Source organism: Streptomyces sp. NBC_01775 (assembly GCF_035917675.1).
Classification (GTDB): domain Bacteria; phylum Actinomycetota; class Actinomycetes; order Streptomycetales; family Streptomycetaceae; genus Streptomyces.
Genome location: NZ_CP109104.1, coordinates 2,594,668 through 2,620,505 on the forward strand (window position 1 = coordinate 2,594,668; position 25,838 = coordinate 2,620,505).

11 protein-coding genes, 1 tRNA gene and 3 rRNA genes are annotated in these 25,838 nt (G+C 66.9%); 1 reads left to right on the forward strand and 14 read right to left on the reverse strand.

The window, feature by feature from the left end; all coding sequences use genetic code 11:
* Positions 1-317 precede the first annotated feature (317 nt).
* From OHB04_RS11640 to OHB04_RS11675, 8 genes are all read right to left on the reverse strand, one after another.
* Positions 318-698 (reverse strand): helix-turn-helix domain-containing protein, encoded by a 381-nt coding sequence (locus tag OHB04_RS11640; RefSeq protein ID WP_019360111.1) that lies wholly within the window; start codon positions 696-698, stop codon positions 318-320.
* A gap of 126 nt (positions 699-824) precedes the next feature.
* The gene (locus OHB04_RS11645; RefSeq protein WP_326687608.1) at positions 825-1,415 is read right to left on the reverse strand and encodes a CinA family protein; all 591 of its coding nucleotides are present in this window, start codon (positions 1,413-1,415) and stop codon (positions 825-827) included.
* Positions 1,412-2,095, reverse strand: a complete 684-nt coding sequence (gene pgsA, locus OHB04_RS11650) for a CDP-diacylglycerol--glycerol-3-phosphate 3-phosphatidyltransferase (protein WP_326687609.1) — start codon at positions 2,093-2,095, stop codon at positions 1,412-1,414. Before pgsA ends, OHB04_RS11645 begins: the two co-directional genes overlap by 4 nt.
* Positions 2,092-3,690: a 30S ribosomal protein S12 methylthiotransferase RimO gene (rimO, locus tag OHB04_RS11655; RefSeq protein ID WP_326687610.1), complete on the reverse strand. Its 1,599-nt coding sequence runs from the start codon at positions 3,688-3,690 to the stop codon at positions 2,092-2,094. The genes pgsA and rimO overlap by 4 nt, the downstream gene beginning before the upstream one ends.
* A gap of 94 nt (positions 3,691-3,784) precedes the next feature.
* Positions 3,785-4,588, reverse strand: coding sequence for a helix-turn-helix domain-containing protein (locus OHB04_RS11660; protein WP_326687611.1), 804 nt, complete (start codon positions 4,586-4,588; stop codon positions 3,785-3,787).
* 359 nt (positions 4,589-4,947) lie between these two features.
* Positions 4,948-7,701 (reverse strand): FtsK/SpoIIIE family DNA translocase, encoded by a 2,754-nt coding sequence (locus OHB04_RS11665; protein ID WP_326807420.1) that lies wholly within the window; start codon positions 7,699-7,701, stop codon positions 4,948-4,950.
* 68 nt (positions 7,702-7,769) lie between these two features.
* Positions 7,770-8,465, reverse strand: coding sequence for a response regulator (locus tag OHB04_RS11670; RefSeq protein WP_326687613.1), 696 nt, complete (start codon positions 8,463-8,465; stop codon positions 7,770-7,772).
* 249 nt (positions 8,466-8,714) lie between these two features.
* Complete coding sequence (locus OHB04_RS11675) at positions 8,715-14,339, reverse strand: HAMP domain-containing protein (RefSeq protein ID WP_326687614.1); 5,625 nt, start codon at positions 14,337-14,339, stop codon at positions 8,715-8,717.
* Positions 14,340-14,791: 452 nt separating this feature from the next.
* Between OHB04_RS11675 and OHB04_RS11680 the strand changes: the two genes are divergently transcribed.
* Complete coding sequence (locus OHB04_RS11680) at positions 14,792-17,425, forward strand: SpoIIE family protein phosphatase (protein ID WP_326692684.1); 2,634 nt, start codon at positions 14,792-14,794, stop codon at positions 17,423-17,425.
* 60 nt (positions 17,426-17,485) lie between these two features.
* Here the strand turns inward: OHB04_RS11680 and OHB04_RS11685 are convergent.
* From OHB04_RS11685 to OHB04_RS11710, 6 genes are all read right to left on the reverse strand, one after another.
* Positions 17,486-17,558 (reverse strand) — tRNA-Thr (locus tag OHB04_RS11685).
* A gap of 94 nt (positions 17,559-17,652) precedes the next feature.
* The gene (locus OHB04_RS11690; protein ID WP_326687615.1) at positions 17,653-18,339 is read right to left on the reverse strand and encodes a DegT/DnrJ/EryC1/StrS family aminotransferase; all 687 of its coding nucleotides are present in this window, start codon (positions 18,337-18,339) and stop codon (positions 17,653-17,655) included.
* Positions 18,340-18,437: 98 nt separating this feature from the next.
* Positions 18,438-18,554, reverse strand: a 5S ribosomal RNA gene (gene rrf / locus OHB04_RS11695).
* A gap of 99 nt (positions 18,555-18,653) precedes the next feature.
* Positions 18,654-21,777: ribosomal RNA gene (locus OHB04_RS11700) — 23S ribosomal RNA — on the reverse strand.
* A 302-nt stretch (positions 21,778-22,079) separates the two neighbouring features.
* A 16S ribosomal RNA gene (locus OHB04_RS11705) occupies positions 22,080-23,608 on the reverse strand.
* Together the 16S, 23S and 5S rRNA genes form the textbook arrangement of a ribosomal RNA operon.
* Before the next feature lie 460 nt (positions 23,609-24,068).
* Entirely contained in the window at positions 24,069-25,754 is a 1,686-nt protein-coding gene (locus tag OHB04_RS11710; RefSeq protein WP_326687616.1) for a ribonuclease J, read from the reverse strand.
* Positions 25,755-25,838: the final 84 nt, after the last annotated feature.

Below are 25,838 nucleotides of genomic sequence, written 5' to 3' on the forward strand. Positions count from 1 at the left end.
GGTACGCAGCTCCTGGCTCGCCGAGGACTTCACGTCATCGTCGCGCACCCCACGCGAGCGCGCGACCACGGAACGTTCCCCACCAGGCATACGACGGTGCCGTCACACCGCGCATACGAAGGGTCCGCCGCACGCACGAAGGTCCCGCCGGGAAATCCCGGCGGGACCTTCGCTCCATGCCTCATGGGTCTGCCTCGAGGGTCGCTCTCGCACCCGGACGGCCCGGAGTGAACCGGTCCGGTCCTGGGGCCGTCCCCGGCCCCCGGACGTCATCTCGCCAGGGCGGCAGCCGCCGGGCCACAGGCGTCGTACGGCGTTCAGGCCGCGACGACGTCCACGGCTTCGGTGGGTGCCTTGATCGTGACGCGCTCTTCGGGCACTCCGGTCACGGACGTGACCGAGAGGGGGTTCAGCACCGGCCGCATGGGCGCGGGCACGGCGTCGCTCGCGGCGGACTCCGCCAGCTCCGCGAGCGCCAGCTCATCGCTGACCTCCCGCATCAGCTCGGACATCCGTACATCGAGAGCGTCACAGATCGACGAGAGCAGTTCGGACGAAGCTTCCTTCTGGCCACGCTCCACCTCTGAGAGGTATCCGAGCGAGACCCTGGCGGATGAAGAGACTTCGCGCAGGGTACGACCCTGGCGTTGGCGCTGCCGACGCAGCACGTCACCCAGCAGGCGACGGAGCAGAATCATCGGTGCTCCTCCCTCTCAACGCGCGGCGTCTTCCACAGCCTGTATCGGGACGGCCAGTTGGCCCCGACTCCTTCAGGCTCCACCGTACCGCCTCGGCCCGCAGCCGTGCGGGGAGCGATGTCGTGTTCACTCAGGGCTGCAAACATCCATTCCCCCCGGTCTGTTCCCCATCCTTTCCCCAGCATTCTCGATCAGTTGCTTGTAGAGCAGCTCCAGCGCTCCTCGAACACTCTCCGTACGGATCCCGGCACGCACACGGTCACCGGCTTCCTCACCGTTCTCGCCGGCTCGATCCCCGCTCCGGCTGCCTTCGAGCTGGAGCAGCTCCGCGACCGGCGGAACGCCGGGGCCCGCGACCGCGACGTACACCGTTCCGACGGGCTGGCCGTCCTGGGGCTCAGGACCCGCCACTCCCGTCGTGGCGACGCCCCAGTCGGCGCCCAGTGCTTCCCGCACGCCCCGCGCCATCTGACGTGCGACCTCGGCGTCGACCGCGCCCCGCTCCTCAAGGAGTGCCCCGTTCACACCCAGTACATCCCTCTTCAGCTCGGTCGCGTATGCGGTGACCGAACCACGGAACGCTCGTGAGGCTCCAGGGACAGCAGTGATCTCTGCGGCGACCAGACCACCGGTGAGGGATTCGGCGGCGGCGAGCGTCTCGCCACGCTGAGTGAGCACCGCCAGCACTCCGGAGACGCGCGAACCCTCTGTGATCATGGCCGTTCCGCTTCCGCCTGCCTGTCCCGCTCCTCCTCCGCGGCCCGCTCGCGCTCGGCTGCCCGCCCCGCCCGGCGCAGCACGACGGCCTGGCGTACGTAGTCGAAACCGGTGACCACGGTCAGCACGACCGCCACCCCCATCACCCACCAGCGCAACGTGGCCAGCGGCCCGGTCAGCGCCAGGACGTACATCCCGACGGCGACGCCCTGAGCGAGAGTCTTCATCTTGCCGCCGCGGCTGGCCGGGATCACCCCGTGCTTGATCACCCAGAACCGCATGACGGTGATGCCCAGCTCGCGGAAGAGGATCACGCCGGTGACCCACCAGGGCAGGTCGGAGAGCGCCGAGAGGCAGACCAGCGCGGCACCCATGATCGCCTTGTCCGCTATGGGATCGGCGATCTTGCCGAAATCGGTGACGAGATCGTACCTGCGCGCCAGCTCACCGTCGAACAGATCCGTGATCATGGCGACGGTGAAGGCCGCCCAGGCGAAGGAGCGCCATGCCGGGTCGTGTCCGCCATCGGCCACCATGAGCAGCACGAAGCCGGGCACGAGCAGCAGCCGCACCATCGTGAGGATGTTCGCGATGTTCCACAGACTCACATGCCGCACAGCTGCCGCCTTCGGCTTCGCGACGGGACCGCGCCCCGCAGCGGAGGCCGGGACTCCCGTCATCTGCGCGCCTCCTCACTCACCTCGCGAGGCCGGCCGACCGCACCGGCGCTCACGCCCGTGCCCGCCGGCTGGAGCGGTTCTGCGACCAGGTCCACACCTTCGGCCGCGACCACCCGTGCTTCGACCATACGACCGACGACCAGGGGCTGTCGCGGTGTGGCCGTCTCGTCGGACGGCTCCAGGCGCACCTGTCCGTCGGTCTCCGGGGCCTGGTGCGCGGCACGCCCCCAGACGCCTTCCGCGTCGTCGACGGACTCCACCAGCACCCGCACGGTCTCCCCGACGCGCTCCTCGGCGCGCTGCGCGGTCAGCTCCTCGGCCAGCCGGGAGAGGTGCGCCAGGCGCTCGGCGACCTCCTCCGGCGGGACCTTGTCCCCGTAGCCCGCGGCCTCGGTGCCGTCCTCGTCCGAGTATCCGAACACACCGATGGCGTCCATCCGGGCCTCGGTCAAGAAGCGCTCCAGTTCGGCGAGGTCCTGCTCGCTCTCGCCGGGGAAGCCCACGATGAAGTTGGAGCGCACGCCCGCGTGCGGCGCCTTGGCTCTGATGTCCGCCAGCAGCCCCAGGAAGCGGTCGGTGTCGCCGAAGCGGCGCATCGCGCGCAGCACCCCGGGCGCCGAGTGCTGGAAGGACAGGTCGAAGTAGGGCGCGACCTTCTCCGTGCCGGTGAGGACCTCGATCAGGCCTGGCCGCATCTCGGCCGGCTGGAGGTAGCTGACGCGGACCCGCTCGATCCCGTCGACGGCCGCCAGCTCGGGCAGCAGCGTCTCCAGGAGCCGGATGTCGCCCAGGTCCTTGCCGTAGGAGGTGTTGTTCTCGGAGACGAGCATGACCTCGCGCACGCCCTGCTCGGCCAGCCAGCGCGTCTCGCCCAGCACATCGGAGGGCCGCCTGGAGATGAAGGAGCCCCGGAAAGAGGGAATGGCGCAGAACGAGCAGCGCCGGTCGCAGCCGGATGCCAGCTTCACGGAGGCCACGGGGCTGCTGCCCAGCCGGCGGCGCAGGGGAGCGCGCGGCCCTGAAGCGGGCGCCAGGCCCACGGGCAGGTCGGAGGGAGCGGAGTCGGCCGGTGACGCCCCCTCCGCTGCGGCCTCCGCCCCCGCGTCTGCTCCCGCGCCGTGGCCCGGCAGCGCCACGGAGGCCGCCTGACGCTCGGCGGGGCTCACGGGCAGCAGCTTGCGCCGGTCACGCGGGACGTGCGACGTGTGCGCGCCGCCGCTCAGGATCGTCTGGAGCCGGTCGGAGATGTCGGCGTAGTCATCGAAGCCGAGGACGCCGTCCGCCTCGGGCAGTGCCTCGGCCAGCTCCTTGCCGTACCGCTCGGCCATGCAGCCCACGGCCACCACGGCCTGCGTTCTGCCCTCTCCGTCCTGCGCGGCCGACTTGAGGTCGTTGGCCTCAAGCAGCGCGTCGACGGAGTCCTTCTTGGCGGCTTCGACGAAGCCACAGGTATTGACGACCGCGACATCGGCGTCGGCGGCTTCCTCGACGAGGTCCCAGCCATCCGCCGCCAGGCGGCCTGCGAGCTCCTCCGAGTCCACCTCGTTACGTGCGCAGCCGAGAGTGACAAGGGCGACGGTACGGCGTTCGGGCATGCGCTCAGCCTACTTCGTCCCGTCCGCACCACCCGCCGCGAGGTTCCGCCCCCGCAGCTCACCGCACTCCCGGGTCACCCTGCCTCGGCGAGGGTCACCCGGCCTCGGGGTCACCCCGCGTGTAGCTGACACGCTGGACCTGACCGACCTCGCCGACGTGCTTGACCTCCTTGCCGTTGACGAACACCTTCACGCCTCCGGCGTTGCCGAGCACCAGGTCGAGCCGCTTGTCGTCGGTGAGGGTCTTGGACTCACCCTCCTTGAGGACGCCTTCGTGGATCTGACGTCCGTTGTGGTCCTTGGCGGAGACCCAGCTGTTGCCCCGCTCCGCCGTCATGCGCACGGTGACCTTGTCGGCCGGTGCGCCCGCGATGGCGCTCTCCGAGGGCTTGGGGTCGCTGGTCCTGGACGGGGAGGGCTTGCCCGATCCGCTCTTGGACGGGCTGTGCGAGGGGGTGTCCTCCGCGACGGGCTTGCCGGATTCGCTGTCGCCTCCGCTGAAGAGGGTGAAGCCGACGAACCCGATCACGGCGACGATGGCGGCGACCATGGCCGCCGTCCAGTTGGGCCTGCGGGGTTCGGGACGGATGCGCTCCGCTTCGAACAGAGTTCCGGGCGGGGTCGGCGCCGGACGGCCGCCGTGCTCCGCGTCGTACTGCTCGACCAGCGCGGCGTCATCGAGGCCGACAGCTCGGGCGAGGGTACGGATGTGGCCGCGCGCGTACACGTCCCCACCGCACCGTGAGTAGTCGTCCTGCTCGATCGCCTGCACGATCGGGGCTCGCACCCGCGTGGACGTACTCACCTCGTCCACGGTCAACCGTGCGTCGATCCGGGCCTGGTGGAGGGCTCGACCGACCGAAGGCCGGTCCTCTTCGGGGGAGTTGCCGATGGACACGGGGGCGCCTTTCGAGCGTGTAGCCACCTGCTGGAGGTTCAGTCTAGGGGCGGGGCAAAAGGGTGGGGCAAGCGGGCGGAGCGACTTTGTACGCCATATGTATGGCTGCTGACGGGTGCGCGGCGCCCCAGCCCACCCTTTCCCTCAACTTGACGTACGGGCTGCGGAAACGGTTGCCTCGCTCGTTCCTTCGAGTGAGGCAGTGCCCTCCGCCCGGCGGGGCGCGCGCCCCGCCGGCGCGCCCCGAACGCGCTCTGCGAGCCCCACAAGCCCCAGCTCGGCCGCCCCTGACCGCGCCGCCCGGCCGCGCCGTACCCGGCCACACCGGGCTCCCAGCCCGGCGCCCCGCTGTGCGGCGCCTACTGCCCGCCGCCCCTGATCACCGTCAGCACCCCGTCCAGCTCGTCCGGCTTGACCAGCACATCCCGCGCCTTGGAGCCCTCGCTCGGCCCCACCACTCCCCGCGACTCCATCAGGTCCATCAGCCGCCCGGCCTTGGCGAAACCCACCCGCAGCTTGCGCTGGAGCATCGAGGTGGAGCCGAACTGGGTGGAGACGACCAGCTCCGCCGCCTGGCAGAGCAGGTCCATGTCGTCGCCGATCTCCTCGTCGATCTCCTTCTTCTGGCCCTGTCCGACGGTCACGTCGTCCCGGAAGACCGGCGCCATCTGTGACTTGCAGTGATCGACGATGACGCCGATCTCGCGCTCGGTGACGAAGGCACCCTGCATACGCACCGGCTTGCTGGAGCCCATCGGCAGGAACAGCCCGTCACCCTTGCCGATGAGCTTCTCGGCGCCCGCCTGGTCGAGGATGACCCGGCTGTCGGCGAGAGAGGACGTGGAGAAGCCGAGGCGGGAGGGCACATTCGCCTTGATGAGACCGGTGACCACGTCCACCGAGGGCCGCTGGGTGGCCAGCACCAGATGGATGCCCGCCGCGCGCGCGAGCTGGGTGATCCGCACGATCGCGTCCTCCACATCGCGCGGAGCCACCATCATCAAGTCCGCCAGCTCGTCCACGATGACCAGCAGATACGGGTACGGGGCCAGCTCTCGCTCGCTGCCCTCGGGGGCCGTGGCCCGGCCCGAGCGCACCGCCTCGTTGAAGTCGTCGATGTGGCGGAATCCGAACGCCGCCAGGTCGTCGTAGCGCAGATCCATCTCGCGCACGACCCACTGGAGAGCCTCGGCTGCCTTCTTGGGGTTGGTGATGATCGGCGTGATCAGGTGGGGAATGCCCTCGTAGGCGTTCAGCTCCACCCGCTTGGGGTCGACCAGCACCATCCGTACGTCCTCGGGGGTCGCTCTGGCCATCACGGAGGTGATCAGGCAGTTGATGCAGGAGGACTTCCCGGATCCGGTGGCACCGGCGACCAGGATGTGCGGCATCTTCGCGAGATTGGCCGAGACATACCCCCCCTCGACGTCCTTGCCGAGCCCGGCGAGCAGCGGGTGCTCCTCGCCGGACGCCTCCGCGGCGCGCAGCACATCGCCGAGGCTGACCATCTCGCGGTCGGTGTTGGGGATCTCGATACCCACCGCGGACTTGCCGGGAATCGGGTTGATGATGCGCACGTCCGGGCTCGCCACGGCGTAGGCGATGTTCTTGGCAAGCGCGGTGATCTTCTCGACCTTCACGCCGGGGCCCAGCTCGATCTCATAGCGGGTCACGGTGGGGCCACGGGTGAAGCCGGTGACGGCGGCGTCGACCTTGAACTCGGTGAACACCGTGGTCAGTGACTGCACCACCTGGTCGTTCGCCGCGCTGCGGGTACGCCCGGGCCCACCCCGGTCCAGCAGGTCGAGGGAGGGCAGCGAGTAGGTGATGTCTCCGGCGAGCTGAAGCTGCTCGGCACGCGGCGGCAGCTCGGCGGGCTCGGGCGGCGCGGGGGCCTTGGTCAGGTCGGGTACGGGGCTGCCCCCGGAGTGCTCGTCCTCGTCCGGCGCCACGGGTCCGGCGGCGCCCGCGCGCTGCCCCTTGGCGCGCGCCTTGGACACGGAGCTGGTCAGGTCGGCGACCAGCGGGGAGGGCTGGATCCCGTTGACCACGGCGCCGTCCAGCGAGGCGGCAGCCGCGGCGGCCACGTCGACCGCGTCCAGCGTCCGCTCGCCGTCACCCGCACCGGCACCGATCGCCCCTGCGGCCGAGGCGCTCTCGGGCAGCGGATCCTGGGTGCCGGCGCCGCGCCTGCCCTTGCGGGCCGTACGCCGGCGGTCGAGCGCTTCCTTCTCGGCGAGCGCCGGGTCGAGATGGTCCTTGCGCATGCTGTGCGAGCGGCGGGACGGGGAAGCCGCGTAGTCCTCGGCGGCTTCGTCTTCCTCGTCGTACGGCTCCAGGGGCTGGACGAGCCCGAGCCGGACTCCTGCCGCGCGCAGCCGCTGCGGGATGGCGTTCACGGGCGTGGCCGTGACGACGAGCAGGCCGAAGACGGTGATCAGGCCCAGGAGCGCCACCGCGAGCATCTCGCCGACGGTGGAGATCAGCGGGCTGGAGACCCCCCAGCCGATGAGGCCGCCGGCGTCCCGCACCGCGTCGCCGCCCCCACCCCGGCCGGGCGCCCCGCAGCCGATGTGCACGAGCCCGAGCACGCCGATCAACAGCGCCGAAAGCCCGATGACGATACGGCCGTTGGCATCCGGCTTCTCCGGATGCCGGATGAGCCGTACGGAGATGACGCCGAGCAGTATCGGCACCAGGAGGTCCAGCCGGCCGAAGGCGCCGGTGACCAGCATCTCGACCAGGTCGCCGACCGGGCCCTGGAGGTTGGACCAGGTGCCTGCCGCGACCACCAGCGCCAGGCCGAGCAGCAGCAGCGCCAGGCCGTCCTTGCGGTGTGCCGGGTCGAGGGCCTTGCCGCTGCGCCCTATGCCGCGGAAGACGGCGGCGACCGCGTGAGCGAGGCCGAGCCAGCACGCCTTCACCAGCCGGAAGAGGCCACCGGTGGGCGAAGGGGCGGGCTTCGGCGCGCTCTTGCCTTTCGCCTTGGCCGCCGGCTTCTTGGCCGGCGCCTTCTTGGCGGGGGCCTTCTTCGCCGGGGGCTTTTTCGCGGCAGCCTTCTTCGCTGGGGCTTTCTTGGCTGCCTTTCCTGTTCCCGACGCACGTGAGGGCATAGGGGTGAGGTTACCCGCGCCGGGCACCCGAGGCACGGAGGGCCGGGGCGCCGGAAGCGCCCCGGAGGTCAGTTCTGGGACGGCACCTGCGCGGAGGGGCCGCCGCCCGTCCCGGGTTCCAGGGCGTCAAGTGCGCTGCGCAGCCCGGTGAGTTTGCGCTCCAGGTGTGCGGCGGTCGCCGCCGTGGCCGCGTCGGCCGAGTCTCCCAACTGCTTGGTGAGCGCCTCAGCCTGCTCCTCCACGGCCGCCAGCCGCGCGGAGAGTTCGACCAGCAGCCCGGGGGCCTCGCCGCTCTCCTCGTGCGTCTCACCGCCCTGTGGGGCTCCGTTGCCCTCCAACTGGAGGCGCAGCAAGGATGCCTGCTCGCGCAGTTGGACGTTCTTCATGTAGAGGTCGACGAAGACCGAGACCTTGGCCCGCAGCACCCAGGGGTCGAAGGGCTTGGAGATGTAGTCGACCGCGCCTGCCGCGTAGCCGCGGAAGGTGTGGTGCGGCCCGTGGTTGATGGCCGTGAGGAAGATGATGGGAATGTCACGGGTGCGCTCTCGGCGCTTGATATGCGCCGCTGTCTCGAAGCCGTCCATGCCCGGCATCTGAACATCCAGCAGAATGACCGCGAAGTCGTCCGTCAGCAGCGCTTTGAGCGCTTCCTCCCCTGACGATGCCCGCACCAGCGTCTGATCGAGCGCGGAGAGAATGGCCTCCAGCGCCAGCAGATTCTCCGGCCGGTCATCGACCAGGAGGATCTTGGCCTTCTGCACCATGGCCCGTCCTCCTCGCCCCGGCAGCCCCTCGGACGCCGCCCCTGGGAGCGGCTCTCTGTCGCCGCCGCCCGTCCTTGTGCCGGTCATGGTAGCCGCACCCTGCGGTCCGCCACACCCTGTCACCGTGATGTCACTGTGCACGAAGCAGAAACGCCCCAGGGGACCAAAAGGTTCCCGGTTTACCGCGTTTCCACACGTGCCTGACCACACTGAGTCAGCATGTGGCCCTCAGTGGACACGGTGTCATATTCACCCGCCCTCCATCCACTGCCGCATGACGGACAACAGGTGATCCGTGTCCACCGGCTTGGTGACATAGTCCGAGGCGCCCGACTCGATACTCTTCTCCCGGTCGCCCTTCATGGCTTTCGCCGTCAGCGCGATGATCGGCAGCCCGGCGAACTGCGGCATCTTCCGGATGGCCGCCGTCGTGGCGTAGCCGTCCATCTCCGGCATCATGATGTCCATGAGCACGACGGCCGCGTCGTCGTGCTGCTCCAGCACCTCGATGCCCTCCCGGCCGTTCTCCGCGTAGAGCACCTGAAGACCGTGCTGCTCCAGCACGCTGGTGAGCGCGAAGACGTTCCGGATGTCGTCATCGACGATGAGCACCTTCCGGCCGGCCAGGTCGCCCCCGCCGACGCCGGCCGCCGAGGACACCAGGCTGCCGTAGATGCCGTCTCCCTGGTCCGCCGCAGGATCGAGGACGGGATGGTCGCCGATTTCCTCATAGGACCCGGGATACTCCACGGACTGAAGTCCGGCGTCCGGCCCCGTGCCGTTCTGCGACGCCGGAGCCACCGGCCGTGCCTCCGGCGGCAGTTCGGGCCGCGCCTGCCCCGAGGCGTCCCTCTTACGGTGCCTGTCGGCCAGAGAGTGGGCTGCCTCCTCGGCCGCCTCCTGCGCGGTCGAGGGACCGGCCTCGCCGCCCGTGGAGGGCCCCTCAGCCGTCTCCACGGGCTCGGCAGCCGCCGCGCCGGTCCCCGCCGCCGCGGTGATGGCGAGCGTCGCGCCCGAGGCGAGCTGCGGATAGCCCTGCGGCGGCAACTCGGTGGGATGCAGCGGCAGGTAGAGCGTGAAGGTCGAGCCCCGGCCCGGCTCGCTGGCGGCGTAGATCTCGCCCCCCAGCAGTCGGGCGATCTCCCGGCTGATGGACAGGCCCAGGCCCGTGCCGCCGTATTTGCGACTCGTGGTGCCGTCGGCCTGTTTGAACGCCTCGAAGATGACGCGCATCTTGCTCTGCGCGATCCCGATACCGGTGTCCGTCACCGAGAACGCGACCAGATCGGCGTCCGCGTCCCGCAGTGAGCCGTGCTCCAGCATCTGCTCGCGAATCGAGTCGGGAACATCCGTGCGAGCCGACCGGATCACCAGCTCCACGGCGCCGGTGTCGGTGAACTTGACCGCGTTGGACAGCAGGTTGCGCAGCACCTGGAGCAGCCGCTGCTCGTCCGTGTGCAAGGTCGCGGGCAGCTCGGGCGAGACCCGCACCGAGAAGTCCAGGCCCTTCTCCGCCGTCAGCGGCCGGAAGGTCGCCTCCACGTAGTCCACCAGCTGCACCAGCGCGATGCGCGTCGGGCTGACGTCCATCTTGCCCGCCTCGACCTTCGACAGGTCCAGGATGTCGTTGATCAGCTGGAGCAGGTCGGAGCCCGCGCCGTGGATCGTCTCGGCGAACTCCACCTGCTTCGGAGACAAGTTGGAGTCGGCGTTGTCGGCCAGCAGCTTGGCGAGGATGAGCAGCGAGTTGAGCGGGGTGCGCAGCTCGTGCGACATGTTGGCCAGGAATTCCGACTTGTAGCGCATCGAGACGGACAACTGCTCGGCGCGCTCCTCCAGGACCTGCCTGGCCTCCTCGATCTCCCTGTTCTTGATCTCGATGTCGCTGTTGGTCTGGGCGAGTTGCTCGGCCTTCTCCTCCAGCGCCGCGTTGGACTCCTGGAGGGCCTTTTGCCGGTTCTCCAGCTCGCCGGAGCGCTCCTTGAGCTGTGCGGTCAGCTCCTGCGACTGCTCCAGCAGCCGCTCGGTTCGCATGTTGACGCTGATGGTGTTGACGCTGGTCGCGATCATCTCCGCGATCTGGTTCAGGAAGTCCTTGTGGATCTGCCCGAACGGCTGGAAGGACGCCAGCTCGATCACGCCCAGGACGGTGCCCTCGAAGATGACGGGCAGCACGACCACATGCGCGGGCGGGGCCTCACCCAGCCCGGAGGAAATCTTCAGGTATCCGGGCGGCACATTGCCCATCTGGATCGTGCGCTTCTCCTTCGCGGCCGTCCCCACCAGGGACTCACCGGGCCGGAAGGAGGTGGGCATGCTGTCGGTGGAGTATCCGTAACTGCCCAGCATCCGAAGCTCGTACGAGCCGTCCTCGCCGGGCCCCGCACCCACGCCGACCGCGCCCTCGGGCGTGCCGGTGGGCAGCGAGATGAAGAAGGCGCCGTGCTGCGCCGAGACCACCGGCGTCAGCTCGCTCATGATCAGACCCGCCACGTCCCGCAGATCACGGCGGCCCTGCATCAGACCGGAGATCCGCGCGAGGTTGCCCTTGAGCCAGTCCTGCTCCTGGTTGGCGAGGGTCGTCTCACGGAGGTTGGCGATCATCGTGTTGATGTAACCCTGGAGCTCCAGGATCTCGCCCGCGGCCTCCACGTCGATGCGCACGTTGTGGTCGCCCCGCGTCACCGCGGTGGCGACCTCGGCGATGGCCCGCACCTGACGGGTCAGGTTGCCCGCCATCTCGTTGACGGAATCGGTCAGGTCCTTCCACGTACCCGCGACGCCCGGCACCCGCGCCTGGCCGCCCAACTGGCCCTCGGTGCCCACCTCGCGGGCCACCCGGGTCACCTGCTCGGCGAACGACGAGAGCTGGTCGACCATCGTGTTGATGGTCGTCTTGAGCTGGAGGATCTCCCCGTTGGCCTCGATGTCGATCTTCTTGGTGAGGTCGCCCTTGGCGATGGCGGTGGTGACCATGGCGATCTGGCGGACCTGGCCCGTCAGGTTGGAGGCCATGGAGTTCACCGACTCCGTCAGGTCCTTCCACGTACCCGCCACGCCCGGCACCCGCGCCTGGCCGCCCAGCACGCCGTCCGTGCCCACCTCGCGGGCCACGCGCGTGACCTGCTCGGCGAACGAGGACAGCGTCGTCACCATCGTGTTGACCGTGTCGGCGAGCTGTGCGATCTCGCCGCTGGCCTCGACGGTGACCTTCTTGGTCAGGTCACCGTTGGCGACCGCCGTGGCGACCTGGGAGATGTTCCTGACCTGTCCGGTCAGGTTGTTGGCCATCAGGTTGACGTTGTCGGTCAGGTCCTTCCAGATGCCGGAGACGTCCCGCACCCGTGCCTGGCCGCCCAACTGGCCCTCGGTGCCCACCTCGCGGGCCACCCGGGTCACCTGCTCGGCGAACGACGAGAGCGTGTCGACCATCGTGTTGACCGTCGTCACCAGCGCGAGAACCTCGCCCTTGGCATCCACGGTGATCTTCTTCGACAGATCGCCCTGTGCGACCGCCGTGGTGACCTCCGCGATGTTGCGCACCTGCGAAGTCAGGTTGTTCGCCATGAAGTTGACGGACTGGGTGAGGTCCTTCCAGGTGCCCGAGACACCCTTGACCTCGGCCTGGCCGCCCAGGATGCCCTCGGTGCCCACTTCGCGCGCGACCCGGGTCACCTGCTCGGCGAAGGACGACAGCTGATCGACCATCGTGTTCAGGGTGGTCTTCAGCTCCAGGATCTCGCCGCGCGCGTCCACATCGATCTTCTGCGACAGGTCACCACGCGCCACAGCGGTCGCCACCTGCGAGATGTTGCGCACCTGGGTGGTGAGATTGCCCGCCATCCCGTTCACCGAATCCGTCAGGTCCCGCCACACGCCCGCGACACCCGGCACCTGGGCCTGACCGCCCAGCCTGCCGTCGGTACCGACCTCACGGGAGACGCGGGTGACCTGGTCGGCGAAGGCGGAGAGCTGGTCGACCATCGTGTTGATGGTGTTCTTCAGCTCCAGGATCTCGCCGCGCGCGTCGACCTCGATCTTCTGCGACAGGTCACCGCGCGCGACGGCCGTGGTCACCTGGGCGATCTGACGCACCTGAGAGGTGAGGTTGTTCGCCATGAAGTTGACGGAGTTGGTCAGGTCCTTCCAGGTGCCCGAGACGCCGTCCACCCGCGCCTGACCGCCCAGCCTGCCTTCCGTACCGACGTCCCTGGCCATCCTGGTGACCTGCTCGGCGAAGGAAGAGAGCTGATCCACCATCGTGTTGACGGTGTTCTTCAGCTGGAGCATCTCGCCGGAGACGTCCACCGTGACCTTCTGCGACAGGTCGCCGTTGGCCACCGCCGTCGTCACCTGGGCGATGTTGCGGACCTGACCGGTCAGGTTGCGGAACGCGGTGTTGACCGAATCGGTCAGGTCCTTCCACGTGCCCGCCGCGCCCGGCACGGCGGCCTGGCCGCCCAGTTCGCCCTCCACGCCGATCTCCCGGGCGACGCGGGTGACCTCGGCGCCGAAGGCGGACAGCTGATCCACCATCGTGTTGACGGTGTTCTTCAACTCCTGCATCTCGCCGGAGACATCGACGGTCACCTTCTGCGACAGGTCACCGTTGGCCACCGCCGTCGTCACCTGCGCGATGTCCCGCACCTGAGCCGTCAGGTTGCGGAAGGCCGTGTTGACCGAGTCCGTCAGGTCCTTCCAGATCCCCGCGGCCCCCGGCACGGCCGCCTGGCCGCCCAGCACACCGTCCGTGCCGACCTCGCTGGCCGCCCGCGTGACCTCGTCGGCCAGGGTGCGCAGCGTGTCCGTCATCGCGTTGATGGTCTCGGCCAACTGCGCGACTTCGCCGCGCGCGTTCACCGTGATCTTCTGCGACAGGTCGCCGTTGGCCACCGCAGTGGTCACCTGGGCGATCTCGCGCACTTGAGAGGTGAGGTTGCCCGCCATCAGGTTGACGGAGTCCGTCAGGTCCTTCCAGACCCCCGCGACGCCCTGCACCCGCGCCTGACCGCCCAGCTCGCCCTCGGTGCCGACCTCACGCGCGACCCTGGTGACCTCCGACTGGAACGAGGAGAGCTGGTCGACCATCGTGTTGACGGTGTTCTTCAGCTCCAGCATCTCGCCCGCGACGTGCACCGTCACCTTGCGTGACAGGTCTCCCTTCGCGACCGCGGTCGTCACCAGCGCGATGTCCCGCACCTGAGCCGTCAGCCGCGAGGCCATCGTGTTGACGGAGTCCGTCAGGTCCTTCCAGGAGCCGGACATGCCCCGCACCCGCGCCTGGCCGCCCAGCTTCCCTTCGGTGCCGACCTCGCTCGCGACCCTGGTGACCTCGTCCGTGAACGCGGACAGCTGATCGACCAGCCCGTTGACCGTACGGCCCACCTTCAGGAACTCCCCGCGCAGCGGGTGGCCGCCTCCCTCGTTGCCCCGCGAGCGCAGATCCATCCGCTGCTCCAGGTCACCGTCCGAGACCGCCGACAGCACTCTGCCGACCTCGGAGACGGGCCGCACGAGATCGTCCACCAGCGCGTTCGCCGCGTCGATCGCCGCCGCCCAGGAGCCTTCGCAGGTGCCGGTCTGTAGCCGCTCTGTGAGTTTTCCCTCACGCCCGACCACCCGCCGCACTCGCGAAAGCTCACCTGTCAGATGCAGGTTCTGGTCCGCGACCTCGTTGAAGACCGCGGCGATCTCTGCCATGGGGCCGTCGCCCGTCACAGTGAGACGCTTGCGGAAGTTGCCGTCGCGCATCGCGGTCAGCGCGGTGAGGAGCTTGTTGACGGAGGCCGCTTCGACCTCGATCGTCCCGTTCTTCCGGGACCGTCCGCCCTTCGCGCGCGTGTTGGTGCTACGCGCCGCTGCGCCAGACTCCACTGTCCCTCCTGCGGGTCGACCTTCACTGCCCGGACCTTTTACTCCGAGCCTTCCCAGTGTTTCACCCTGACCGAACCCGGCGATAACAGTTCGGCAGCATGGCATACCGCACCCGTTCCGGGCCCGGACCGAAATCACCCGCATCCGGCGGCCACGCGCCATGCGAACGTAAGTAACCTGGCACCCGGCTGTCCGTACACCCCTCCCTCTCGGACGGGGGTGCCCCGCCGGGTCCATTGGGTAGGGGACTTCACAGGGGGCAGCGATGTAAGTACGAAGGGCGATGGAGGGGCGCTGCGGTGACGCAAGAACAGGGCGCCGGGCGTGGGGGCACCCCCACCGGGATTTCCCCCGGACCGCTACGCCCGGACGAAGACCCGATCGACGACGCGGGAACCACTGCGGCGCTGACCGCGCAGCGCACACCCGTGCGCTTGGCCGACAGGACATCCATGGGGAGATCAGTGATCACCGCGCGAGCCGCCGCCACCTTCGAGCCGGTAGGCCGCTCGGTCGCCACCGCACGCGGCTTCGTACGCGACACCCTCCAGGGCTGGGGCCTCGCCGACATCGTCGACGACGCCGTCGTCCTGACCAGCGAACTGGTCACCAACGCGGTCGTCCACGCCGGCACGGCGGCCGAAGTGCTGTGTCTGCGCGACGAGGACGGCGTACGCATCGAGATCATCGACCGCTATCCCGAGCGCGAGCTGCCTCTCCAGGAACACAACCCGCAGCCCGTGAGCCCCGACCGCGAAGGGGGCCGCGGGCTGCTGCTCTGCTCGGCCCTGGCCACCCGTTGGGGCGTCGACTACACCGCGGCCGACAAGCGCGTCTGGTTCCGCCTCGACCTGCCCGAGCGCCCCGTCGGCACCCGCACCGCGGGACCCGCGCTCCCCGACACCGCACTGCCCGTCACCGACACCCGCGTCCACGTCGCCGTCATCCAGGTCGACCGCAGCGGCTCGATCAGCTCCTGGAACGAGGATGCCGCCGACCTGTTCGACTACCCGGCCGAACAGGTCGTCGGAAAGCCCCTCACCGACCTCGCCGCCTGGCCGCACACGCCCGGCACCGGCACCGGCGTGGCCGAGGCCCTGCGCCTCTCCCGCTGGGAGGGCTCCTACGGCATGCGCGGCGCCGACGGCCGCACGATCCCCGTCTACGCCTCCCACCTGCGCGTACGCGACAGCGACGGGGAGCCCTCCACCGTCTGCCTCCTGGTGCGCGAGCACGAACGCGCCGTCCTCCAGTCCCCGCCCCGCGTTCATTCGCACGACAACACCGGCAGCGCCGGTGACTCCCAAGAGCAGTCCTCCAGCGACCCGTTCGAGGTTTTCATCGGCTCCCCGGCCCCCGATGACCTCGACGGCCTCCTCCAGCGCACCGTGGAGCGCGCCCGCGACATGCTCGACGGAGACGCCGCCTACCTGCTGCTGGCCACCGACGACGAGACCGAGCTGGAGGTCCGCGCCTCCACCGGCCTCCCCTCGGCCCGCCAGCGGTTCGCCCGCGTGCCCGTCGAGGCGGGCAGCGGCCGGTACGGCTCGGCGCGCATGCCCTCCGTCCACGAGGACCTGACCGTCGTGCCGGGCGCCGTCCCCCTCCTCGCCGGCACCGGCATGCGCTCGGTGGTCACCGTGCCGCTCAAGGTCGAAGGCAGGCTCACCGGTTCACTCGGCGTCGCCACCGAAGCCCCGGGCCGCTACACGAACGAGGAGGCCCTGCGCCTCCAGTTCGCCGCCGACCGCATCGCTCTCGCCGTCGAACGCGCCCGCCTCACCGAGCTGGAGCGGCTGCGCCGCGGCTCGCTCTCCTTCCTCGTCGAGGCCTCCGATCTGCTCGCCGGCACCCTCGACCGCGACCAGACGCTCGCCCTCATGGCCCAGATGACGGTCCCGACCCTGGCCACCTGGTGCGCCGTCTACACCGTCGCGGACCAGGGCTCCGACCCCAAGCTGTCCTACGTCCTGCACGAGGACGAGGACCGCATCGACAACCTCAAGGCCCTCCTCGCCAAGGTCAGCCCACCCGAGCCCGTGCCCACTCCCGGCGCCCGGATGTGGACGGCACCGACCGACGCCGCACACTCCGCCGCCCTGCGTACCTCACTGCGCAGCGTCGTGATGAACGAGGAGGATCACCACCTCTCCCCCGGGACGACCCTCGCCACAGCCGCCGCGGTCGGCGGCGAGACCGTCGTCCTGCCGCTCGTGGCCCGCAACCGCGTCATCGGCATGCTCACCCTCGGCAAACCCACGGACGAACGCTTCCGCCAGGAAATCCTGGAGCTGGCCGAGGACCTCTCCCGCAGGGCCGCGCTCGCCCTGGACAACGCCCGGCTGTACTCGGAACGCACCGCCATCAGCCAGTCCCTCCAGCGCAGCCTCCTGCCGCCCGAACTGCCCGACATCACAGGCGGAGTCGAGCGCGAGGTCATCTATCGCGCGGCCGGTGAAGGCAACGAGGTGGGGGGCGACTTCTACGACCTCTTCGAGATCAGCGAGGGCACCTACGGCTTCGCAATCGGCGACGTCTGCGGCACGGGCCCCGAGGCAGCCGCCGTCACAGGTCTCGCCCGGCACGCACTGCGCCTGCTCGCCCGTGAAGGCCTCAGCGGCCCAGAGGTCCTGGAGCGGCTGAACACCGCGATCCTTGACGAGGGCGCCCGCAGCCGCTTCCTGACGCTCCTGTACGGCGAGATGCGCCCCCAGGACAACGGAAGCGTCGAACTGAAGGTCGTCTGCGCCGGCCACCCGCTCCCCCTGCGGCTGCGCCAGGACGGCTCCGTGGAGCCCGCCGCCGACCCCCAGCCGCTGCTGGGCGTGATGGAGGACCTGGAGCTGTACGAGCAGACGGTGTCCCTCGACCCGGGCGATGTCCTCCTGTGCGTCACCGACGGCGTCACAGAGCGCCGCGAGGGCACCCGGATGCTCGGCGACGACGGCCTGGCCGACGTGCTCACCAGCTGTACGGGGCTGACGGCAGGCGCGGTCGCGGCGCGCATCATGCGTGCCGTCGAACGCTTCGCCAACGACGCTCCTTCGGATGACATGGCCATCCTCGCCATGCGCGTCCCCGAATAGAAAGCACAGACGAGAAAAGGCCCCCGCCGATTGGCGGGGGCCTTCAACTCGCTTGCGCAGAGCCCCAAAACGGAATCGAACCGTTGACCTTCTCCTTACCATGGAGACGCTCTGCCGACTGAGCTATTGGGGCGCGGTCAGCGGGAAAGATCTTACCCGATCTCCGGGGCGCGTACGAACGCTCCCTCGCGCCCCGTCCAGACCTGCCCCGCCGGCGGCCCTCCGCTCTAGCTCGCGCGCTCCTGAAGCAGCCCACCGAGCCCGTTGCAGGCCGAAATGACCTGCTGGAGCTCCTTCTTGGACATGGAAGCCGCCAGAGGCAGCGCGAGGCACTCGTCGGCCGCCCGCTCCGCCTCCGGCAGCCGAACGGCCGTCCTGAACTCGGGAGTCCGGTGCGCGGGCGCCCGCACCGGCACCTCGCACTCGATACCCCTCATCCGCAGAGCCCTGCGGAAGGCATCCCGGTCGGGCCGCCCATTGCCCGGAACCCGGACCACATACCGGGTGAAGGCATGCTCGGCCTCCCTTTCAACTTCAGGAGCAACCACTCCGCTGAGGCGGCGCCCGAGATACGCGGCATGCTGCCGCCTGCGCACGGCGTCCACTGCGTCGGCCCGGGGCAACGGCTCCCAGGCGATGACACGTATTCCTGTACGCGCACCGAGCCTCTGCAACGCGGTCATGTCGGCGGGATGGCCGAAGAGATGGACGGGTACGAAAGCGACGGTCTCAGGAGTAATCGCGGCCTCGGCCGCATCCGGATCAAGGCAGTAGGTGTGGGCGTCGATGTCGGCGAAGACCGGCCGTGCTCCGAGCTGCCGCACGGCTTGGGCCACTTCGGCACCGCCGAACGACGGCACCACCACGTCGTTCCCCGCGCCGATGCCGGCTGCGGTCAACTGTGTAGTCCCCATAGAGCGGATGCTGTCGGCGCAACATGAACTCCGGGTAACAGTACACAAAAAAGCCGTGGTCCCTGAATCGAAATTCAGGGACCACGGCCTTATGTTTAGTTCGGCGGTGTCCTACTCTCCCACACGCTCCCGCATGCAGTACCATCGGCGCTGTAAGGCTTAGCTTCCGGGTTCGGAATGAGACCGGGCGTTTCCCTCACGCTATGACCACCGAAACACAATGAAACACACAACCGGCACAACCAACCCCCACAAAGTGGGGGCGGGTGCCCGTGGTTGCTGTCTCAGAAACCACACAGTGGACGCGAGCCTCTATGGACAAGCCCTCGGCCTATTAGTACCGGTCACCTCCACCCATTACTGGGCTTCCAGATCCGGCCTATCAACCCCGTCATCTCCAGGGAGCCTTAACCAATCAAGTTGGTGGGAGTCCTCATCTCGAAGCAGGCTTCCCGCTTAGATGCTTTCAGCGGTTATCCTTCCCGAACGTAGCCAACCAGCCATGCCCTTGGCAGAACAACTGGCACACCAGAGGTCCGTCCGTCCCGGTCCTCTCGTACTAGGGACAGCCCTTCTCAAGACTCCTACGCGCGCAGCGGATAGGGACCGAACTGTCTCACGACGTTCTAAACCCAGCTCGCGTACCGCTTTAATGGGCGAACAGCCCAACCCTTGGGACCGACTCCAGCCCCAGGATGCGACGAGCCGACATCGAGGTGCCAAACCATCCCGTCGATATGGACTCTTGGGGAAGATCAGCCTGTTATCCCCGGGGTACCTTTTATCCGTTGAGCGACGGCGCTTCCACAAGCCACCGCCGGATCACTAGTCCCGACTTTCGTCCCTGCTCGACCCGTCAGTCTCACAGTCAAGCTCCCTTGTGCACTTACACTCACCACCTGATTACCAACCAGGCTGAGGGAACCTTTGGGCGCCTCCGTTACCATTTAGGAGGCAACCGCCCCAGTTAAACTACCCACCAGACACTGTCCCCGATCCGGATCACGGACCCGGGTTAGACATCCAGCACGACCAGAGTGGTATTTCAACAACGACTCCACGAACACTGGCGTGTCCGCTTCACAGTCTCCCACCTATCCTACACAAGCCGAACCGAACACCAATATCAAGCTATAGTAAAGGTCCCGGGGTCTTTCCGTCCTGCTGCGCGAAACGAGCATCTTTACTCGTAATGCAATTTCACCGGGCCTATGGTTGAGACAGTCAAGAAGTCGTTACGCCATTCGTGCAGGTCGGAACTTACCCGACAAGGAATTTCGCTACCTTAGGATGGTTATAGTTACCACCGCCGTTTACTGGCGCTTAAGTTCTCAGCTTCACCACACCGAAATGTGACTAACCGGTCCCCTTAACGTTCCAGCACCGGGCAGGCGTCAGTCCGTATACCTCGCCTTACGGCTTCGCACGGACCTGTGTTTTTAGTAAACAGTCGCTTCTCGCTGGTCTCTGCGGCCACCCCCAGCTCAAGGAGTAAATCCCATCACCAGGCGTGGCCCCCCTTCTCCCGAAGTTACGGGGGCATTTTGCCGAGTTCCTTAACCATAGTTCACCCGAACGCCTCGGTATTCTCTACCAGACCACCTGAGTCGGTTTAGGGTACGGGCCGCCATGAAACTCGCTAGAGGCTTTTCTCGACAGCACAGGATCATCCACTTCACCACAATCGGCTCGGCATCAGGTCTCACCCCAAAAGTTGCGCGGATTTACCTACACAACGGGCTACACCCTTACCCCGGGACAACCACCGCCCGGGCTGGACTACCTCACTGCGTCACCCCATCACTCACCTACTACAAGCTTGGACCGTCGGCTCCACCACTCCCCTACACTCCGAAGAGCTCAGGGCGGCTTCACGGACTTAGCATCACCTGATTCAATGTTTGACGCTTCAAAGCGGGTACCGGAATATCAACCGGTTCTCCATCGACTACGCCTGTCGGCCTCGCCTTAGGTCCCGACTTACCCTGGGCAGATCAGCTTGACCCAGGAACCCTTAGTCAATCGGCGCACACGTTTCTCACGCATGTATCGCTACTCATGCCTGCATTCTCACTCGTGAACCGTCCACAACTCGTTTCCACGGCTGCTTCACCCGGCACACGACGCTCCCCTACCCATCACAACACCCGTTAAGGCTTCATGCTGCAATGACACGACGTCGGCGGTGTGCTTGAGCCCCGCTACATTATCGGCGCGGAATCACTTGACCAGTGAGCTATTACGCACTCTTTCAAGGATGGCTGCTTCTAAGCCAACCTCCTGGTTGTCTCTGCGACTCCACATCCTTTCCCACTTAGCACACGCTTAGGGGCCTTAGTCGATGCTCTGGGCTGTTTCCCTCTCGACCATGGAGCTTATCCCCCACAGTCTCACTGCCGCGCTCTCACTTACCGGCATTCGGAGTTTGGCTAAGGTCAGTAACCCGGTAGGGCCCATCGCCTATCCAGTGCTCTACCTCCGGCAAGAAACACACGACGCTGCACCTAAATGCATTTCGGGGAGAACCAGCTATCACGGAGTTTGATTGGCCTTTCACCCCTAACCACAGGTCATCCCCCAGGTTTTCAACCCTGGTGGGTTCGGGCCTCCACGACCTCTTACAGCCGCTTCACCCTGCCCATGGCTAGATCACTCCGCTTCGGGTCTTGAACACGCTACTCAACGCCCTATTCGGACTCGCTTTCGCTACGGCTCCCCCACACGGGTTAACCTCGCAACATGCCGCAAACTCGCAGGCTCATTCTTCAAAAGGCACGCAGTCACGACACCAAGTGCAAGCACTTGATGCGACGCTCCCACGGCTTGTAGGCACACGGTTTCAGGTACTATTTCACTCCGCTCCCGCGGTACTTTTCACCATTCCCTCACGGTACTATCCGCTATCGGTCACCAGGGAATATTTAGGCTTGACGGGTGGTCCCGCCAGATTCACACAGGATTTCTCGGGCCCCATGCTACTTGGGTGGCTCTCAAGTGAGCCGCAATGATTTCAGCTACGGGGGTCTTACCCTCTACGCCGGGCCTTTCGCATGCCCTTCGCCTACCACTACGGTTTCTGACTCACCGACCGGCCGGCAGACCGATCAAGAAAGCTCCCACAACCCCGCATGCGCAACCCCTGCCGGGTCTCACACACATACGGTTTAGCCTCATCCGGTTTCGCTCACCACTACTCCCGGAATCACGGTTGTTTTCTCTTCCTACGGGTACTGAGATGTTTCACTTCCCCGCGTTCCCTCCACACCGCCTATACATTCAGCGGCGGGTGACAGCCCATGACGACTGCCGGGTTTCCCCATTCGGACACCCCCGGATCACAGCTCGGTTGACAGCTCCCCGGGGCCTATCGCGGCCTCCCACGTCCTTCATCGGTTCCTGGTGCCAAGGCATCCACCGTGCGCCCTTAAAAACTTGGCCACAGATGCTCGCGTCCACTGTGCAGTTCTCAAACAACAACCAGCCACCCACCACCCCGCCACATACGTGCGAGTTCACCGGGACCGGCACCGAAGACCCAGCCAAGCGGCCATGCCCTCAGACACCCAACAGCGCGCCCGACACGACTCCCCCACCCACACCTTCCACACTCCGAAGAGCAGTACCAGCGCAAACAGTTGAACCGTGCCGAATAGTCAACGTTCCACCCATGAGCAACCACCGTCAGACACTCGCTGACGTTGTGGCCCCTGACTGCCTTGCGGCAGCAAGATGCTCCTTAGAAAGGAGGTGATCCAGCCGCACCTTCCGGTACGGCTACCTTGTTACGACTTCGTCCCAATCGCCAGTCCCACCTTCGACGATTCCCTCCCCACAAGGGGGTTGGGCCACCGGCTTCGGGTGTTACCGACTTTCGTGACGTGACGGGCGGTGTGTACAAGGCCCGGGAACGTATTCACCGCAGCAATGCTGATCTGCGATTACTAGCAACTCCGACTTCATGGGGTCGAGTTGCAGACCCCAATCCGAACTGAGACCGGCTTTTTGAGATTCGCTCCACCTCACGGCTTCGCAGCTCATTGTACCGGCCATTGTAGCACGTGTGCAGCCCAAGACATAAGGGGCATGATGACTTGACGTCGTCCCCACCTTCCTCCGAGTTGACCCCGGCAGTCTCCTGTGAGTCCCCGTCACCCCGAAAGGCACGCTGGCAACACAGAATGAGGGTTGCGCTCGTTGCGGGACTTAACCCAACATCTCACGACACGAGCTGACGACAGCCATGCACCACCTGTACACCGACCCAAAGGGGGACCCTGTCTCCAGGGTTTTCCGGCATATGTCAAGCCTTGGTAAGGTTCTTCGCGTTGCGTCGAATTAAGCCACATGCTCCGCTGCTTGTGCGGGCCCCCGTCAATTCCTTTGAGTTTTAGCCTTGCGGCCGTACTCCCCAGGCGGGGAACTTAATGCGTTAGCTGCGGCACCGACGACGTGGAATGTCGCCAACACCTAGTTCCCAACGTTTACGGCATGGACTACCAGGGTATCTAATCCTGTTCGCTCCCCATGCTTTCGCTCCTCAGCGTCAGTATCGGCCCAGAGATCCGCCTTCGCCACCGGTGTTCCTCCTGATATCTGCGCATTTCACCGCTACACCAGGAATTCCGATCTCCCCTACCGAACTCTAGCCTGCCCGTATCGAATGCAGACCCGGGGTTAAGCCCCGGGCTTTCACATCCGACGTGACAAGCCGCCTACGAGCTCTTTACGCCCAATAATTCCGGACAACGCTCGCACCCTACGTATTACCGCGGCTGCTGGCACGTAGTTAGCCGGTGCTTCTTCTGCAGGTACCGTCACTCTCGCTTCTTCCCTGCTGAAAGAGGTTTACAACCCGAAGGCCGTCATCCCTCACGCGGCGTCGCTGCATCAGGCTTTCGCCCATTGTGCAATATTCCCCACTGCTGCCTCCCGTAGGAGTCTGGGCCGTGTCTCAGTCCCAGTGTGGCCGGTCGCCCTCTCAGGCCGGCTACCCGTCGTCGCCTTGGTAGGCCATCACCCCACCAACAAGCTGATAGGCCGCGGGCTCATCCTGCACCGCCGGAGCTTTCCACACCCTTCCCATGCGGGAGGATGTCATATCCGGTATTAGACCCCGTTTCCAGGGCTTGTCCCAGAGTGCAGGGCAGATTGCCCACGTGTTACTCACCCGTTCGCCACTAATCCACCCCGAAAGGCTTCATCGTTCGACTTGCATGTGTTAAGCACGCCGCCAGCGTTCGTCCTGAGCCAGGATCAAACTCTCCGTGAATGTTTACTCGGCCAGCAGACGAATCCACCACCGGTACAACACCACGAGAGCGGAACCAGGAGAGGAATAATCCCCCGGTTCACAGCGTCCTCGCTGTGTGTTTCTTCAAAGGAACCTCAACCCACCGGAAACCCGGTAGGTCGGGGTATCAACATATCTGGCGTTGACTTTTGGCACGCTGTTGAGTTCTCAAGGAACGGACGCTTCCTTCGAAACCATTTCACCGGTTTCTCCGGGCGCTTCCCTTTCGGTGTTTCCAACCTTACCAGAATCTTTTTCCGCTCCGTTTCCGGAGCTTTTTGGATTCCTGGCCAACCGAGTCCCGTAGGGCACAGAGTGACCCGGGGTTCCCGTTGCGGTGGAGATGTAAACGTACTGGAGCGGGGCGCCTGGAGGCAAATCGAGGCGCCCCGCCCTTCAGTTGCTCGCGCCGCGGCTCATGCCTCGGCGACGCCGCAGCTCAGACCTCGACGACCACGGGGAGGATCATCGGGCGGCGGCGGAAGGTGTCCGAGACCCACTTGCCGACCGTGCGACGCACCAGCTGCTGGAGCTGGTGGGGCTCCACGACCCCGTCCTGCGCCGATCTGGCGAGTGCTTCGTCGATCTTCGGCATGACGTCGGCGAACGACGAGTCGTCGATGCCGGAGCCCCGGGAGTGGATGTGGGGACCTCCGACGATCTTGCCGGTGGTGCTGTCGACCACGATGAAGACCGAGATGATGCCCTCGTCGCCGAGGATTCGGCGGTCCTTGAGGGAGGTCTCGGTGACGTCTCCGACGGAGAGGCCGTCGACGTAGACGTAGCCGGCCTGGACCTTGCCGCTGATCTTGGCCTTGCCGTCGACCATGTCGACGACGACGCCGTCCTCGGCGATGACGATGCGATCGTGCGGGACGCCGGTCTTGGCGCCCAGTTCGGCGTTGGCCCGCAGGTGGCGCCATTCCCCGTGCACCGGCATCAGGTTCTTCGGCTGGCAGATGTTGTAGAAGTACAGCAGCTCGCCGGCCGAGGCGTGTCCGGAGACGTGAACCTTGGCGTTGCCCTTGTGGACCACATGGGCGCCCCAGCGGGTCAGGCCATTGATCACGCGGTAGACCGCGTTCTCGTTGCCCGGGATCAGGGACGACGCCAGGATCACCGTGTCGCCCTGGACGATGCGGATCTGGTGGTCGCGGTTGGCCATGCGGGACAGAGCCGCCATGGGCTCGCCCTGGGAGCCGGTGCAGACCAGCACGATCTCGTCGTCCGGCAGGTCGTCCAGCGTCTTGACGTCGACGACGAGCCCCGCGGGTACCTGGAGGTATCCGAGGTCGCGGGCGATGCCCATGTTGCGGACCATGGAGCGTCCGACGAAGGCGACGCGGCGGCCGTGCTCGTGGGCGGCGTCCAGGATCTGCTGGATGCGGTGCACATGGCTGGCGAAGCTGGCAACGATGATGCGCTTCTGGGCGCTGGAGAAGACCTGGCGCAGCACTCCGGAGATCTCGCGCTCGGGCGGGACGAATCCGGGGACCTCGGCGTTGGTCGAATCGCTCAGTAGCAGGTCGATGCCCTCTTCGCCGAGGCGCGAGAAGGCACGCAGGTCGGTGAGGCGGCCGTCCAGCGGGAGCTGGTCCATCTTGAAGTCGCCGGTGTGGACGACCATGCCGGCGGGGGTGCGGATGGCCACGGCGAGGGCGTCGGGGATGGAGTGGTTGACCGGGACGAACTCGCAGTCGAACGGGCCGACGCGCTCCCGGTGCCCCTCCTCGACCTCCAGCGTGTACGGCCGGATGCGGTGCTCCTGGAGCTTGGCCTCGATCAGGGCGAGGGTGAGCTTGGAGCCGATCAGCGGGATGTCCGGCTTCTCGCGCAGGAGGTAGGGGACGCCGCCGATGTGGTCCTCGTGGCCGTGGGTCAGGACGATGCCGTCGATATCGTCGAGGCGATCCCTGATCGAGGTGAAGTCCGGGAGGATCAGATCGATGCCGGGCTGCTCCTCCTCGGGGAAGAGGACGCCGCAGTCGACGATCAGCAGCCGTCCACCGTATTCGAAGACGGTCATGTTGCGGCCGATCTCGCCGAGGCCGCCCAGCGGGGTGACGCGGAGTCCACCCTCGGGCAGCTTCGGCGGCGGGCCGAGCTCGGGATGCGGATGACTCAAAAGACTCTCCTTACCACGCGCGCCACGCACCCGCCTGGGCACGTGGCGCGCGATATTCATGATGCGTACGTAGACGTACGTGTC